Source organism: Paenibacillus sp. FSL L8-0644 (assembly GCF_038008165.1).
GTDB classification, from domain to species: domain Bacteria; phylum Bacillota; class Bacilli; order Paenibacillales; family Paenibacillaceae; genus Paenibacillus; species Paenibacillus polymyxa_D.
On sequence record NZ_JBBOYN010000001.1, the window covers coordinates 1,065,243 to 1,079,207 of the forward strand.

Genomic DNA, 13,965 nt, shown 5'->3' on the forward strand with positions numbered 1-13,965 from the left:
CCTTAATTTGACTTCACTTCGCTGCCTTTCATATCCGCTGACCCGCTTAATTCAATATGACTGCCGTTACAATCCATACGGAGCTGACTACCTGCGGACAGACTCATCGTCTTTCCCGCAGACAGGCTGAGATTGCCTCCTGCCGAAATATTCACTTGCTTGCTGCTGGTGATATGAATGCCTTCTTTATCATCCAGTTTGATGTAAATAGCGCCGTCCTTGGCTGTAACGACCAGTTCATCCGGTCCCAGTCGAATTTCCTTGCCATGCGGGGTACGCCATATTTTCATTTGCGGATTGGAAAAATGGTTATGCGTACTCTTGCGATCTGCCCGTCTCACCGCACTACCTGCCACGCCGTCTTCTTCCCGACTACCGGGGAAATAGAGAGAAACGGAATCGCCTTTTTCTGGCATGACGTACCAGCCAATATGGCCACCGCCACTGTAAACAGTAGAATAGTTGAACCAGTGTGCTTTGCTTGCGTCTTGTTGTTCATCACAATCCAGATGAATGCGTACCTGATCCTGACGTACGTCCAGTACAACACCGCTTAATGAGGCTCCTGCCAGCTTATCCTGGTAGTAGCTTTTTTGCCGAAATCCCTGGTAAGAACCCAACACATACTGATGCCGCAGCAGTCCTTGACTCATGGCGGTGTAGGCTTCCATGACATACAAGTTATGCCCCTGAAAATTCAACTGAGCACCCAAGTCGAGTACCTCATCTGTTTCTACCTCATAAAAAATAAAATCGTGTTCACTCAGTTTGGTCTGTTCATTCTCCTGAAAATAACGAAAAGGAAGCAATTGCTTACGTACGGTATAACGGGTATGATCCAGTATCGCCTGTGCAGGGCTGTCCTCAATACCAAAATAAAATTTGGGGCTGTCAAAACGGGCTACAGGCATCAGACTCGTATGATAACGGGAGGCTATGCGTCTTAAAAAAGCCCAGTCTGTCTCCTGATACTGAATGGCAAGCCGCCCGATGGCTTCTCCGCCAGTAGCCCCGTCGATCACATCCAGTCCTTCATAGTCCTTACCTATGTGCTCCAGCATTTGAGGAATCGTCATTTTCGTATACTGAAAAGAGCGGGTACGCTGCTTGATGTCCATCCGGTACGTATGGGAAATAGCTTCCACTTCCAGATAGTACACACCTCGCACGACTTTTACCTCGACCGAGAGGGCAATCCCACTAAATAGCGGTTTGCTTACGCCAGACTCATCTTGTTGACTGACTTCAATGATGGTATTTTTTTCTGTCGTTTCCACGTAACTGTCTTGCAAGTCTTCGGGGATAACACCTGTAAAATAAAGCCGAGTATGCTCGTTAACTTTTTTCGTTAAGGTGAGCTCTTCTAGATCCATTTGTTCATAAGGGTGAATGTGAATTTGATCGTATCCCAGACTCATGGTGTAGTCATTCCTTTCTCATTTGTAGAATAGGTGGAGGGTGGAAGGACAGAAAGGGATTGAACCCAGTATTCTGCTACAGGTAACCAGATTTCGAGATCTACCTCCAGACAGCTAAAGGAACCTATGACAACTCGTCCATTGTGGATGAAGAATAGCATTTCGCTGTATAGATTACCGTCGATCCCCGCCGCCACAAAACGAATCTGCCCAACTGAAAGTCCGGAACCGTTGATAACCATTTCGGTACCTAACCAGTTGCGAATCGGTTGTACAGACCGTAAAATATCCGCCATTTGCTCTACAAAATCGGGCAGCTCTTCCGCTTCCAGGGCAGTATCTGTAGGATTAAAAGTGATATTGATAGTCTCCTCAGATGAGGTATAAATGACCTTTGGTCGATGCTCTGAAGGATATTTGATTATAGCTTGCTCCATTGGCATAGGAGTAAAGGACTTGGGAATGTAGAAACCAATTTCTCCGTGTAGTATTGTTATGGGCTCCAATGCGAGATAATCGTTTTCAATATGAAGTAGCTTTGTTTCTTCAAACATGGAACCGTCCTGTTCCGATTTCTGAGTTTGAGCTGGAATGGATTTCACATTATCGTTATTAGCTGTCTTCCGATCCACCATTTTAGCTTTGAGGCTAAGTATATGCTCGTCTAGATAGTTCATAGGAAGCCCCCTTTTAGGAAAAATACACGTTTGTACTTGAATATGTAAAGATGGGAGGAGATATTTAAGTACAGAACCAGCATATGTATTTATCGGTTAAAAGAGAGATTTAGTTTACAAAATGAACCATTCGTTGGGGGGCATTATTTGATAATAGCTCCTATTTCATGCCATAACCCCTTTTTGCCGTAACAATTCGGTAGTAGTACTCCAAAGTAGGCGTTGCATCTTGCTATCCCCACCAGGATATGTCGGCACAATCGGCTTACCAGTGCCAACATTAAAATATCCACCTGTCACTTCTCGATATTGAGATTCTGTTGCTAAACGAATAATAATTTCTGCTCCTCTTCGTGGGTCTCCGATGTGCAAAGCGTTCAATATTTTTGCAAGTACTGAAGAAAATCCTAACTCACGGCCAAGGCCGGTAACGTTAAATCCTGGATTAAGTGCGTTAACTACGATTCCGGTTCCATACAACTGACGTCCAAGTTCTTCTGTAAACATGATATTAAGAAGTTTAGTCTTTCCGTATATCTTAGATGAGCCTCTTGCGGTAAATGCAGATATATCTGTTAAATCCTCCGGTAATTTTAATTCGCCATGGTTGCGTGACGCTTCAGAAGCCACATTGACGATCCTAGCATTTGTGGATTCCATGAGTGAATTGAGTAGGGTATGCGTTAACAGCCACGGGGCAAGATAGTTTACGGCTATCATTTCTGCCAAACCCTCTGAGGTTATTCGCTGTTCAAATCCATGTAATCCAGCACTGTTCACTAATACATCAATCTTTGGATAATTAGCTTTAATTTCATCACCAATACGCCTGACATCTTTCATAAGAGACAAGTCCCCGAAAAAAAAGTCTACCTTTGTACTTGGCGCCAGATCTTTTAGAACATTTTTAGTCGTTTCAGCACGCTTTTCATTTCTGGCTGTTAAGACTAGATGCGCTCCGCGTTGGGCTAATTCAATTGCTACTAATTGTCCAAGACCGTTAGTAGCACCAGTGATTACAATAGTCGGGTATGTCGACATATACATCATCCTCCTAATTCTCGATCCAATTACATTCTTATTCATGCTTACGCTTTAAGGTTGTAGATGCTTTATACTGTAGATCTTCTGCTTGACACTTATCAAAGCCGAAAATATGATTGATATATATCAAGTATATGTATTTTAATTGATATATGTCAAATATATTCGAACTCATTCAAATAAGGTGGAGACATATGGATCATAAAACTCAACATTCAAATTCTACAAGAGAGCAATTAGAACTGAATCTTGGTGAACAACTTAATGCACTTATAAGCGCGTCACATGCACTCAATGTAAGAACAGCGGCACTTTTCGATCCATCATTACAACCTGCGGCTTTTCTGATCGTACGCTGCCTTCTTTCGTACGGTCCGGCAAGCGCTACATTTTTGGCGGAATCCACCGCTATGGATCGAAGCTCTGTCAGCCGACTTGTTACTCAGCTTAAACACTTGAATTATGTAAAAAGTGAAACTCACCCTGAGGATCGTCGGGGAGTGTTAATATCCCTGACAGCTAATGGTCGTGAAAAAGCCCTAGAAGCTTTAAAAGAAAAAGAAAATGAGTTTTATCAACGTATTTCAACATGGGAGAATTCCAAACTTGAAGCGTTTATTGGTATGCTGAATTGTTTTAACGGTCAAGATTGCGAGGAGTAATGATTCGACATAAAGCATCGGATGATGAAAATAGGGGGCTTTCAAAAAGTGAAAGAAAAAAATGTTAGGGAAATTAGGGGAACTGATTATCATGATATTTATTTGTTAAACCAAGACTTTAATCCCAATCTATATCTATTTCCTGAAGTAAAAGTAAAAGAGAAGATTGAAATGATTATAAAGGAATCAAAAGATGTAATCTTTGTTTATGAAGAAAACAACGAGGTATTAGGATATATTCATGGAAGCCCACATGAATTACTTTTTTCAGAATCTTTGGTGAATATACTAGGATTTGTTGTTAAAGAAAAGTATAGAAATCAAGGTATAGGTAGCATGTTGATTGAGCGTCTTGAACAGTGGGGAAAGTCCCATGGATTTTCCGGGATCAAACTGTTATCTCACCCAAGTCGGATACAGGCTCACAGGTTCTATGAACGACGTGGCTATATGTTTACCAAGGATCAGAAAAACTTTATAAAAAATCTCAAATAAATACATAGGCTTAATATCGTGATATTTATCATTGAAAAACTAGTTATGTTTAGCACTCTAATGCATCGCATTAAATTGACCATTGTTCAGAAAACATGAATCACCTTCCTTTCCATTTCATGCCTAAATATGTCTGCTAATTAGCAGTTGTATTTAGGCGTTTTTTGTCATACAATGCATCTAATGCTACGGACTCGGTCTTAGAAACAGTAAGGTTTGGACGGTAAATAGGACGTGGTTTCCTTGTATATTTAAGAATCGTGGAACTACTTTGTAGTCGTTCACTCACGACCACGTCAGTCTGAAAAATTAATAATGTTTGGGGGCAGTTTTCCGGATCATTAGCGTTTGATGATGAACATATACGAAGGGGAGCGTTCTTTTGGAATCGAAACAATTAACGAGAGGGCTAAAGCCACGGCACGTTGAGTTGATTGCGCTTGGAGGCACGATTGGCGTCGGTTTGTTTATGGGGTCGGCAAGTACGATAAAATGGGCAGGTCCCTCAGTACTGTTGGCTTATCTCTTAGCTGGGATTATTATGTTTTTTGTCATGCGGATCATGGGGGAAATGCTGATTCTTGAACCGGTGACAGGCTCATTCGCTACATTTGCTCATAAATATATCAGCCCCTTAGCCGGTTTCTTGACCGCCTGGAGCTATTGGTTTTTATGGGTTACCGTAGGGATGGCAGAAGTCACTGCGATTGGGGTATATGTGGGCTACTGGTTCCCGGATATCCCGCAATGGTTGCCGGCTTTGGCAGGTGTAATTATTATTGCATTGGCCAATTTGGCGGCTGTGAAATTTTATGGGGAATTTGAGTTTTGGTTTGCGATGATTAAAATTGTCGCCATTATCTTCATGCTAGTAGTGGGTACGGGGATGATCTTCTTTGGCCTCGGTAACGGTGGACAACCGATAGGTCTATCCAATCTGTACAGCCAGGGCGGCTTCTTTGCAGGTGGTTTGAAAGGGTTTCTATTTGCACTCTGCATTGTAACAGCGGCTTACCAAGGGATAGAGATGGTGGGTATTACGGCAGGTGAAGCAGAAAATCCGAAAATGACACTGCGAAAAGCCATTAAAAACATCATCTGGCGTATTCTGATTTTCTACGTGGGTGCAATCTTTGTCATTGTTACGATTTATCCTTGGAACCAAATAGGCGAGATCGGTAGTCCATTTGTTCTGACTTTTGCCAAGGTAGGAATTGTGGCTGCTGCGGGTATCATTAACTTTGTTGTACTTACAGCTGCGATGTCTGGTTGTAACAGTGGTATTTACAGTGCGGGCAGAATGTTATATACATTGGCTAAGAACGGACAAGCTCCTAAGTTCTTTGGGAAAGTTTCTCCAAGCGGCGTCCCTAGAAATAGTATAATAACGACCATTTCCTTGCTACTGGTAGGGGTGTTATTTAACTATTTAATGCCTGATTCCAAACTGTTTCTGTATATTTACAGCGCCAGTGTTCTTCCAGGCATGGTACCGTGGTTTGCATTAGCCATCAGTCAATTTAAATTCAGGAAAAAGTGGAAGGATGAAATGAAGGATCACACCTTTAAATCTCGTTTTTTTCCAATCAGTAATTACATCACCATTGTCTTTTTGTTGCTTGTGATCGTTGGAATGTGGTTTAATCCAGACACACGCTTGTCGTTGATTGTCGGGGCAACATTCATGGCGATCGTCATTGTTGGATATTTTGTCTTTGGCATAGGAAAGCGGCAGAGAATTGAAGAATTAGAGGAAAACTAAAAGAAGATTGCTAAATACGTAACATTTGCCGAGCGCAATTCAGATGATTCTGAGTTCGCTCGGCTTTTCTTTTACATGACGAGAGAGAGGGCTATGGAAGGTTATTACTGAGGTATAAAACCGTGTGGTTAGCCTGTTCGCACTACAAGTGTAAATATAGATACAAAAAAGGTGAGAACGAAAATTGAGAAGTTGATTATTGCTATACTCTTACGATTGGCCTTAAACTCTGTAATTCCCGAAAATAAAAATATAAACCCTAGAAAAAATTGCGTGATTTTGTATGAGTCCCTATAGGTGTCCGGGTATGCGAGTGATAAAGAGGAAGAGATCATAACAACTAATGCAAATATTAAAGTGAGGATTTTGTAAATATCCATTTTCTTAAACATAGATAAGTTCCACCTTCCTATTTATTCCTAATGTATTATATTCTAAGGGTGGAATCTTTGGATTACAAATAAATGCAAAAAGAGGAAATGGACAATAGGATGGTACACAGAATAAAGTGAAGGTGTCCCAAGTAATACTTTGGGGACACCTTCAAAATTAAAATCACTTGTATAACTTATGATTTACATAGCTTACATTGTGCTAATGTCAATCACGAATCTATACTTCACATCAGAAGCTAACACTCGTTTGTAGGCTTCGTCAATCTGGTCGGCCGAAATTACTTCAATTTTAGGAACAATATTGTGTTTTGCACAAAAATCCAACATTTCCTGTGTCTCACGGATGCCTCCTATCATTGAACCAGCAAATGAACGGCGATGTCCGATAAGGGACATCACATTTAGTGACAACGGCTCCCCAGGGGCACCGACATTCACCAAAGTTCCGTCTAGATTGAGTAGTGCAAAATAAGCATCCATATCGATGGCAGCACTTACCGTGTTAATGATCAAATCAAATTGCCCAGCAAGTTTTTTAAATGTTTCTGGTTCGCTTGTAGCATAATAGTGGTCCGCACCAAATTGCAAGCCATCATCTTTTTTCTTTAATGTTTGGGATAGAACGGTTACCTCAGCACCCATAGCATGTGCAATCTTGATAGCCATATGACCAAGGCCTCCCATTCCCACAACGGCCACTTTTTTATCTGGACCAGCACCCCAGCGGTTCAACGGTGAATAAGTCGTAATACCTGCACAAAGTAATGGAGCAGCCACGTCAAGCTCAATGTTATCTGGAATTTTCACTACAAAATCCTCAGTTACGACAATGTGGGTAGAATATCCGCCTTGTGTAGGCTCGCCGTATTTGTCAACACCAGCATAGGTAGGGACATTTCCTTTAAGGCAGTATTGTTCCTCTCCTTTACGACAGTTCTCACATTCGCCACAGGAATCAACCATACAGCCAACCCCTACCCGGTCACCAACGCTGTACTTTGTAACCTCAGATCCTACCTCCGTGACAATCCCTGCAATTTCATGTCCAGGTACGAGAGGGTAGTTCACTGGGCCCCATTCGCCGTGAGCAGTGTGGATGTCAGAATGGCATATGCCGGCATATTTAATTTCAATCAGAACATCGTGTGAATCAAGATCCCGTCGTTTAATTTCAGCCGATCGAAACGGTTTGTCTGGGCCATCGACAGCTCGTGCTTTAGCAGTTATCATAAATAGCCTCCAATTATTTTTATTTTTCAAGAGAATGCAGTTATATCGGTATAAATTGAAAACTAGCTGAAGTCGGTTGAAGTTCCCCTTCATTCATTTCCATTTATACTTTTTCTCTTGCAAATCAATGTTAATCCTTATAGTTAACTCTAAGTCAAGCGCAGGTTTATAAGCGTCTATTCAGTAATGTTGTTTTCTTGCTAATTATATTTCGTTAGATAGCATCTGATTCTACTTTTCCTATAAGGGGACTTTGACATTCTACAAATACCTTGATAGAATCCCCCTTATATCATAGAGTTAACTCGAAGTCTATGTCATTAAGAATAGGAGATACATGATGAAGACGTATTCTATCAGCGAAGTTGCAAAAGAATTGAATCTTACAGCATACGCTTTGCGTTACTACGACAAAGAGGGACTTATGCCTTTTGTAGAACGGACATCTAGCGGAACAAGATTATTTAAAGAATCCGATATCGACGCTTTAAAAATAATTGAATGTCTAAAATCCACCGGGATGCCGATCAAAGAAATTAAAAATTTCATTGATTGGTGTTCTGGTGGGGATTCCACACTACAACAAAGATATGACATGTTTATGGAACGAAAAGCAACTGTAGAAGCACAAATGGAAGAACTTAAAAAAACAATGGAAGTTATTGAACATAAATGCTCATATTACAAAACTGCATTGGATGCCGGAACGGAAAATATTCATAAAAACAATAAAATAGGGAGTCTCATTACTAACTAATAGATAAGCATCTGTAATTCATCCATTTCTATATGAATTACAGGTGCTTTCGTTTGTAATATTCGATTTACTACAACCTACTGATTTAAAACAGCACGATCAGTTTTAGAAAACTAGGAACCAAATATGATGTAACTTGAACAGGCAGGAGTAGTACCGAGGATCAAGTATTCCGAAAGTCAACGGGCAATTTGCCCATTATGTAGGTTGAGAGCCACGACTTTAGTTCAGAAAACAACGAATTACTATAGAATCATCGAAGATAATCAGGAGTATGGTCCAGTATTCTCTCATTTTTATTTTTGATAAGATTAATTCCATATTATTGAAGTCTACTATCAAACCACGAAAGAATGATACATAAGGAAATGAGGAAGATACTGATGAAGGCAAAAGCGTATATTATTTTGTTGACTGCTGTAATAAGTTTAACTGCTATGCTGACCGCATGCGGTGACTCCAAGAAGCAAATTGAAGGTGAATCTACGACTGGAGCAGCAACGGCAACCACTACGACTACCCAGAATGCCAAGGCGGACAATGCGGAACAGGCTGGTGTGGATGGTGTTGTGAGCAATACTACAGACCAAGCTACAAAAAGTAATGGAAAGACGTATTCCGACGTGGCTAAAGAAGCAACGAAACCCGATCAGCCAGCAGGACAAATAGGGTTAAATACGACGCAGGAGCAGCTTCTTACCTTTGCCGATCGTTATGGACTGGTACGAGTGCAGGATCATCCGATTCGGCGGGTTTCCGATCCAACTGGGAAACATGTAAACATTGCAAATTACAGTGATTCTGTCGTGAATTTATATACAGAAGAACCCATCCACCTGAATACAGATGAATTTATTCATGAAGCTTATAATTTTTTTACAGAGGGAGTTGCTCCAGGTGAGTCCTACAAGAAGTGGGAGGAAACCTCTAATACTGAAAGAGGACTCGTCAAAATGCTCTATTTGTCACGAGAGGGACTTCATATTTTAGAAGAAGCGATGAAGACGCATGATTATTCTAGTCCATCGGTCCAAAATACGCTGGGATTTTTTAAGGTTGCCTCGAAATTTGAGTCTATGATGCCTGTTGCCCAGACACCTACAGACATCAGCTTGTACGATATGTACGATCAACGCGTTAAGCCCGAGTGGAAGAAACTAAGTGACATTAAAAACCCTGCCGCGAATGAAAAAGCCTTCGCTGCGGCCTATCAAAAAGCAAGAGATGAGACCAATAATCTTATGGGGCTATTAAACATTATGGTGTCTACAGAAATGGAAAAACGTCTCAAAGCTGCAACCGATCAGTAAAACACAGGCAAATAGTAAATTATCAAGGACATAATTTATCCACACTTTCTTCTAATATTTAACTGTCGATAGATTTATTGAAAAGCTATAATGCTAATGATGATTTGAGTGTACTTGGAGAAAAGAGGTTGAGGGTATGAAGTTGAAAAAATGGCCGTTAGTATTCATGATAGGTATTCTCATGCTGTTATCCGTAGGCTGGAACAGTGGAGTATCATATGCGAAATATTATTACGAATACACTTGGGATCAGTACAAGGGGACTGAAATCAAGACGTACAGGCTGACACCAGTAGCTGGAAGAGCCGGATTCATGGATCAGGAAAAGGCCTTAGCTGCTATTGGCAAAACCCCGAATGTGTATGGAAAGTTCAGTGGCTATAGAACAGAGAAAACAACTGAAATTGCAACCAAGAGTGTAACAGATGAGGTTTATAAATATGCAGTTGTTGATTTTATTAGCGACAAGGAGCCAGAAACTGTAGAATACGTTAATCCAAAAGGTGGAGTTCCTCATACATGGAACGGAACCGATGAGATTCGAATTTTTATGAGAGGGTCTGAGGCAGCTTCTTTGGCAGAGCTGTTTTATGAGGGAACTCCAAGTGAAGGACGCTATCATTTTAATGCTGACGATGTCTACTTAGTTACATTCTGGTCCAACACAGTAAAATCAATCACTGGAATGTCTGCTGAAGCGCTAGTTGAGGAAGGCCCCCCTGCGTTTATAAATCGAGAGTTGGTTGGTCAAATAAAAGGCAAAGATCCTGCTGCCTATCCACAAAATGGGGCTTTAAACGGCTACTTTTATGTTTATAAGGGTTCTGAGTTTAAAGAGAATTAAAACAGCAGACAGGATTTTATAAGTATATATGTACACGAGAACGAGATAACATTTTGTATTCTTCAAGCGAATGCGGATACAGATGTTATCTCTTTTTTTATTTGTATACGGGATCAACATAGTAACACAAAAAGATGATAAATATTTAATTACCAATGAAAACCATTGTTTAGTGATAGGGAATTACGGCTTAAAAAAAGATGGTGAATAAACAGGATAGTAGATTGCCAAAACTACTTTTTTTACTGGCTTTATTCAATCCTAGGGAGATTATTCCGATAATTCAAGTATATACAGTTTGGTGTTAACAGTAATGAAAAACCGATTGAAAACAAGAGAGATTAATTTTCAAAGTTGATATGAAAGTACAGGCGAAAGTGGCTCAGTGCTATCTAGTAAAGGAGGTGTAATGATTCCGAATAATGAATTATGAAAAAAAGTTAAAACAAATTAGGCATTACATGGCTGGTTTACTGGCTGTCTGGTTGTTCTGTATACATAGTGCGCCTGTTTTTGCGGACAGAGCCTTTAACGATATCGAACATTCCTATGCAGCTGATGCGATTGAGGCCATGGCTGCTCAAGGTTATGTTACGGGTTATCAGGATGGGAGCTTTCGACCTTTACATTTTATCTCGCGACAGGAATGGGCAAGCATTTTCGCTAAAACCTTAAAGCGAACATCGAATAACAGAGGCGTAACTTCTTTTCGTGATGTGTCACCATGGGCTCTACCTTATGTACAGGCCTTACAGGAAGAGAGCATTACGAAAGGAATTAGTGATCAATTATTCGGTGCCAAGCACAATATGACTCGTCAGGATATGGCCGTTTGGTATGCCCGCTATTTTGGTGTTACTGAAGATACCCGATCGGCTGGTATATCCAGTTTTGTGGATCAATCTGATATATCAGATTATGCACAAACGAGCGTATGGCTGATGGAACGGCTGGAACTGATCGAGGGAGATACGAATCACTATTTCCATCCTAAAGAGTCTGTGAGACGGCAGGATGCCACGCTGGTTGCTTATCGAATATGGTTAGGCGGTGACGGTCTGAGAGAACGTGCCAAGCGTTTGCTAGGGTCATTAGGAGATGGAACTGCAACGATGCCTCAGACGACCAGCCAACAAGAATCGAAGAAGATCGAGGTCGATGTGACACCGGAAATTAGTCAACAACCTGTGAATTCGGAAGTCGAGGAGCCTAAAAGGCATCGCCCAAGCCCTGATTCACCAGCATCTCCGGTGACACCACCAGAACCGAAGCCGGAACCGTCGGTGACACCGCCGGGACCTAAACCCAAACCACCAGTAATTCCGGTAGATCCACCGGATCATTCTTCGGATTTTCTGGTAGATGAGGTCGTAATCAAGGCGCAGGAGCTGGTAAATCAACCGGAGACATACCCTTCGTATCAGCTATCTTTTCAGCTCTACAATAAAGGGCGACCCGTAAGCATTCCTGCTGCCAGCGTCACAAGTGTTACGTACACATTTAGTGATGGGTTAGGTATTTTTGATGAACAAGGGAAAATTGCACATCCCGAAAATATTCCGGTTGCGGACAGCTTCATTCCTGTAGAAATGAAGGTCACCGTTGCCAAACCTTATCAGGTCCTTACAGCTCAGGCCAAGCTAATCGTGAAAGGGAAGACTCCGCCGGCAGAGCCACCGAACGTAATCAGGTCCGTATACTTGGCTACGTATACCATTTCAGAGGCTGCTACTTTAGATCCTGCTGCTTGGAATATGTCCTACGTATTTCATAATGCTAATGGAGAGGTTATAGCTCCTGGATTGCTGCCCTCAGACTTGATACTTCGGGTAGAGGATTCCAGAGGAATATTTGATGAGGATGGAAAGATTGCCAACCTGCATTTGATTCCGGTAGTAAACTCGGTCATTCCATTAAAGATCACGGTTGAGTCGCCATCTCAAGGGGTTCACTTCACATCTGATGCGGAATTAACGGTAGAACCCGGGGAACGCAAAAAGCAATACTTTGCTGTCTCCATCATGCTGCAGGGAAGCGCGACGACGGTAGATCAAATCAAGCAAGCGCGTCAATTGCTGATGGACCACTTTGGTCCTAATATCAAAGTGACGTGGGCGATGGAAAACGGATTTGTTTTTGTAGAAGCAAATCGCCCGCAGCTTAGACAGGTTTTGGCATACGTTGATCAATATGACGACGAAGTCGGAATGTTGGATGGGTATCCGAACCAGTTGAAGTTTCCTATTTGGGAAGCAAAGATGGATGAGTGGTTGTATATGTATCGTTATAATGCATTCAATGAGCTGCACCAATCCGGTACAATGGGATCACCATCTGTGTTTGAAAGCATGGATACAGACCAATATCGGAAGTATCTGCCGAAATCATTGACCAGCTTTACGGTGAATCCCGAACAGACTCAATGGCTTAAAGATCACTATCGGATTACATCCGCGATGGGATGGTCGGCTACACAATATAATGTCAACGGTATGTATGGTGAGGGCTCTCCATTGATGCCTTACTGGTCCCATAATGACAATCCGATTGTTCCCGCACAGGGACTTGCAGATAATAGCGGTACCGTATTCATGAACTCGGTTACGATTGATCCGATTGGATCACGCTATACGAAAGATTCCTCACGCTGGACTCTTCATCCGCTTGACCCATATGTGACTGAGACGGATGCAGCACCACAACTGTATATAGTACAGCAATATTTGGATAACCCTTATCAACGTATAAATACGGTAAACTACTTGTCCATTATTTTGGACATCAACGCACTTGCCAACACCCATAACATGGCTCCAATATGGGAGAATTTTGTGAACCACTTCCCTGTTGATCGCAAGGTTGAGATTGTAGGCGTGGACGGGCTGAAACAGATTTATGAATCGGTAGCAGGATCCAATAATGATCATACGGAGTTTACGCTCATGTTTAGAGGCTCAGGTATTAAGACGGCTATGGATTCCAATAATTCACCAGCAAATCTGCGCTATTTGTGGACCGAAAATGCCTCACAGCGGATTATTTTATCCAAAGAGGATGGAGATGCGGCATGGTCCATTATTGACTTTACCGATTATACCCGAAAACCGGTTCCGAAGATGGACTACAACTTGGATGGTCACACGGACGTAAGCTATGTCACCGGAAGGAACTTCAAGCTATGTCCAACGGCTCCTTTAACAGCGGATGAAATTCAACGCGTAAAGGATCGTTTGAAGGATATTTACTTTGCAGAAGAAGTAAATTATCAGTAAGTAATTGGAAAGAGTTAAGAGCTGAGGTTTTATGAAAAGGGGGTGTCCCCACAGCCATCGAAATGGCTGTGGGGACACCCCCTTGTTTTAGAGAAAAGG

The 13,965-nt window shown here is 41.7% G+C and carries 11 protein-coding genes; 7 read left to right on the forward strand and 4 right to left on the reverse strand.

Going from position 1 to position 13,965, the window contains the following annotated elements:
* Positions 1-2 precede the first annotated feature (2 nt).
* The 3 genes from NSS94_RS04800 to NSS94_RS04810 all read right to left on the reverse strand — a co-directional run bounded on the left by NSS94_RS04800 (position 3) and on the right by NSS94_RS04810 (position 3,136).
* The gene (locus tag NSS94_RS04800; RefSeq protein WP_341038786.1) at positions 3-1,418 is read right to left on the reverse strand and encodes a phage baseplate assembly protein V; all 1,416 of its coding nucleotides are present in this window, start codon (positions 1,416-1,418) and stop codon (positions 3-5) included.
* Positions 1,415-2,095 carry a hypothetical protein gene (locus NSS94_RS04805; protein ID WP_341038787.1) on the reverse strand — a complete coding sequence of 227 codons (681 nt, stop codon included), beginning with the start codon at positions 2,093-2,095 and terminating at the stop codon, positions 1,415-1,417. The genes NSS94_RS04800 and NSS94_RS04805 overlap by 4 nt, the downstream gene beginning before the upstream one ends.
* A gap of 165 nt (positions 2,096-2,260) precedes the next feature.
* Positions 2,261-3,136 (reverse strand): SDR family NAD(P)-dependent oxidoreductase, encoded by an 876-nt coding sequence (locus NSS94_RS04810; RefSeq protein WP_341038788.1) that lies wholly within the window; start codon positions 3,134-3,136, stop codon positions 2,261-2,263.
* Between the two features lie 197 nt (positions 3,137-3,333).
* On the opposite strand from NSS94_RS04810, the gene NSS94_RS04815 reads away from it, so the two are divergent.
* From NSS94_RS04815 to NSS94_RS04825, 3 genes are all read left to right on the forward strand, one after another.
* A complete protein-coding gene (locus tag NSS94_RS04815) occupies positions 3,334-3,801 on the forward strand; it encodes a MarR family winged helix-turn-helix transcriptional regulator (RefSeq protein ID WP_029517097.1) in 468 nt (155 codons plus the stop codon).
* 48 nt (positions 3,802-3,849) lie between these two features.
* Positions 3,850-4,296: a GNAT family N-acetyltransferase gene (locus NSS94_RS04820; protein ID WP_029517096.1), complete on the forward strand. Its 447-nt coding sequence runs from the start codon at positions 3,850-3,852 to the stop codon at positions 4,294-4,296.
* Positions 4,297-4,678: 382 nt separating this feature from the next.
* Positions 4,679-6,058 carry an amino acid permease gene (locus NSS94_RS04825; protein ID WP_061831603.1) on the forward strand — a complete coding sequence of 460 codons (1,380 nt, stop codon included), beginning with the start codon at positions 4,679-4,681 and terminating at the stop codon, positions 6,056-6,058.
* A gap of 584 nt (positions 6,059-6,642) precedes the next feature.
* On the opposite strand, the gene NSS94_RS04830 is transcribed toward NSS94_RS04825, so the two are convergent.
* Entirely contained in the window at positions 6,643-7,683 is a 1,041-nt protein-coding gene (locus tag NSS94_RS04830; RefSeq protein WP_341038790.1) for an NAD(P)-dependent alcohol dehydrogenase, read from the reverse strand.
* A 340-nt stretch (positions 7,684-8,023) separates the two neighbouring features.
* On the opposite strand from NSS94_RS04830, the gene NSS94_RS04835 reads away from it, so the two are divergent.
* From NSS94_RS04835 to NSS94_RS04850, 4 genes are all read left to right on the forward strand, one after another.
* On the forward strand, positions 8,024-8,440 hold the full coding sequence (locus NSS94_RS04835) for a MerR family transcriptional regulator (RefSeq protein WP_029517092.1): 417 nt from the start codon (positions 8,024-8,026) through the stop codon (positions 8,438-8,440).
* A 383-nt stretch (positions 8,441-8,823) separates the two neighbouring features.
* Entirely contained in the window at positions 8,824-9,750 is a 927-nt protein-coding gene (locus NSS94_RS04840) for a hypothetical protein (protein WP_029517091.1), read from the forward strand.
* A gap of 136 nt (positions 9,751-9,886) precedes the next feature.
* Complete coding sequence (locus NSS94_RS04845; protein WP_029517090.1) at positions 9,887-10,594, forward strand: hypothetical protein; 708 nt, start codon at positions 9,887-9,889, stop codon at positions 10,592-10,594.
* Between the two features lie 422 nt (positions 10,595-11,016).
* Positions 11,017-13,866 carry an S-layer homology domain-containing protein gene (locus tag NSS94_RS04850; RefSeq protein ID WP_341038791.1) on the forward strand — a complete coding sequence of 950 codons (2,850 nt, stop codon included), beginning with the start codon at positions 11,017-11,019 and terminating at the stop codon, positions 13,864-13,866.
* The last annotated feature ends 99 nt before the right edge of the window (positions 13,867-13,965 follow it).

Coding starts and splice junctions, on each gene's coding strand:
- NSS94_RS04800 (WP_341038786.1), bottom strand. CDS start 1,418: ATGAGTCTGGGATACGATCAAATTCACATTCACCCTTATGAACAAATG.
- NSS94_RS04805 (WP_341038787.1), bottom strand. CDS start 2,095: ATGAACTATCTAGACGAGCATATACTTAGCCTCAAAGCTAAAATGGTG.
- NSS94_RS04810 (WP_341038788.1), bottom strand. CDS start 3,136: ATGTCGACATACCCGACTATTGTAATCACTGGTGCTACTAACGGTCTT.
- NSS94_RS04815 (WP_029517097.1), top strand. CDS start 3,334: ATGGATCATAAAACTCAACATTCAAATTCTACAAGAGAGCAATTAGAA.
- NSS94_RS04830 (WP_341038790.1), bottom strand. CDS start 7,683: ATGATAACTGCTAAAGCACGAGCTGTCGATGGCCCAGACAAACCGTTT.
- NSS94_RS04835 (WP_029517092.1), top strand. CDS start 8,024: ATGAAGACGTATTCTATCAGCGAAGTTGCAAAAGAATTGAATCTTACA.
- NSS94_RS04840 (WP_029517091.1), top strand. CDS start 8,824: ATGAAGGCAAAAGCGTATATTATTTTGTTGACTGCTGTAATAAGTTTA.
- NSS94_RS04845 (WP_029517090.1), top strand. CDS start 9,887: ATGAAGTTGAAAAAATGGCCGTTAGTATTCATGATAGGTATTCTCATG.
- NSS94_RS04850 (WP_341038791.1), top strand. CDS start 11,017: ATGAATTATGAAAAAAAGTTAAAACAAATTAGGCATTACATGGCTGGT.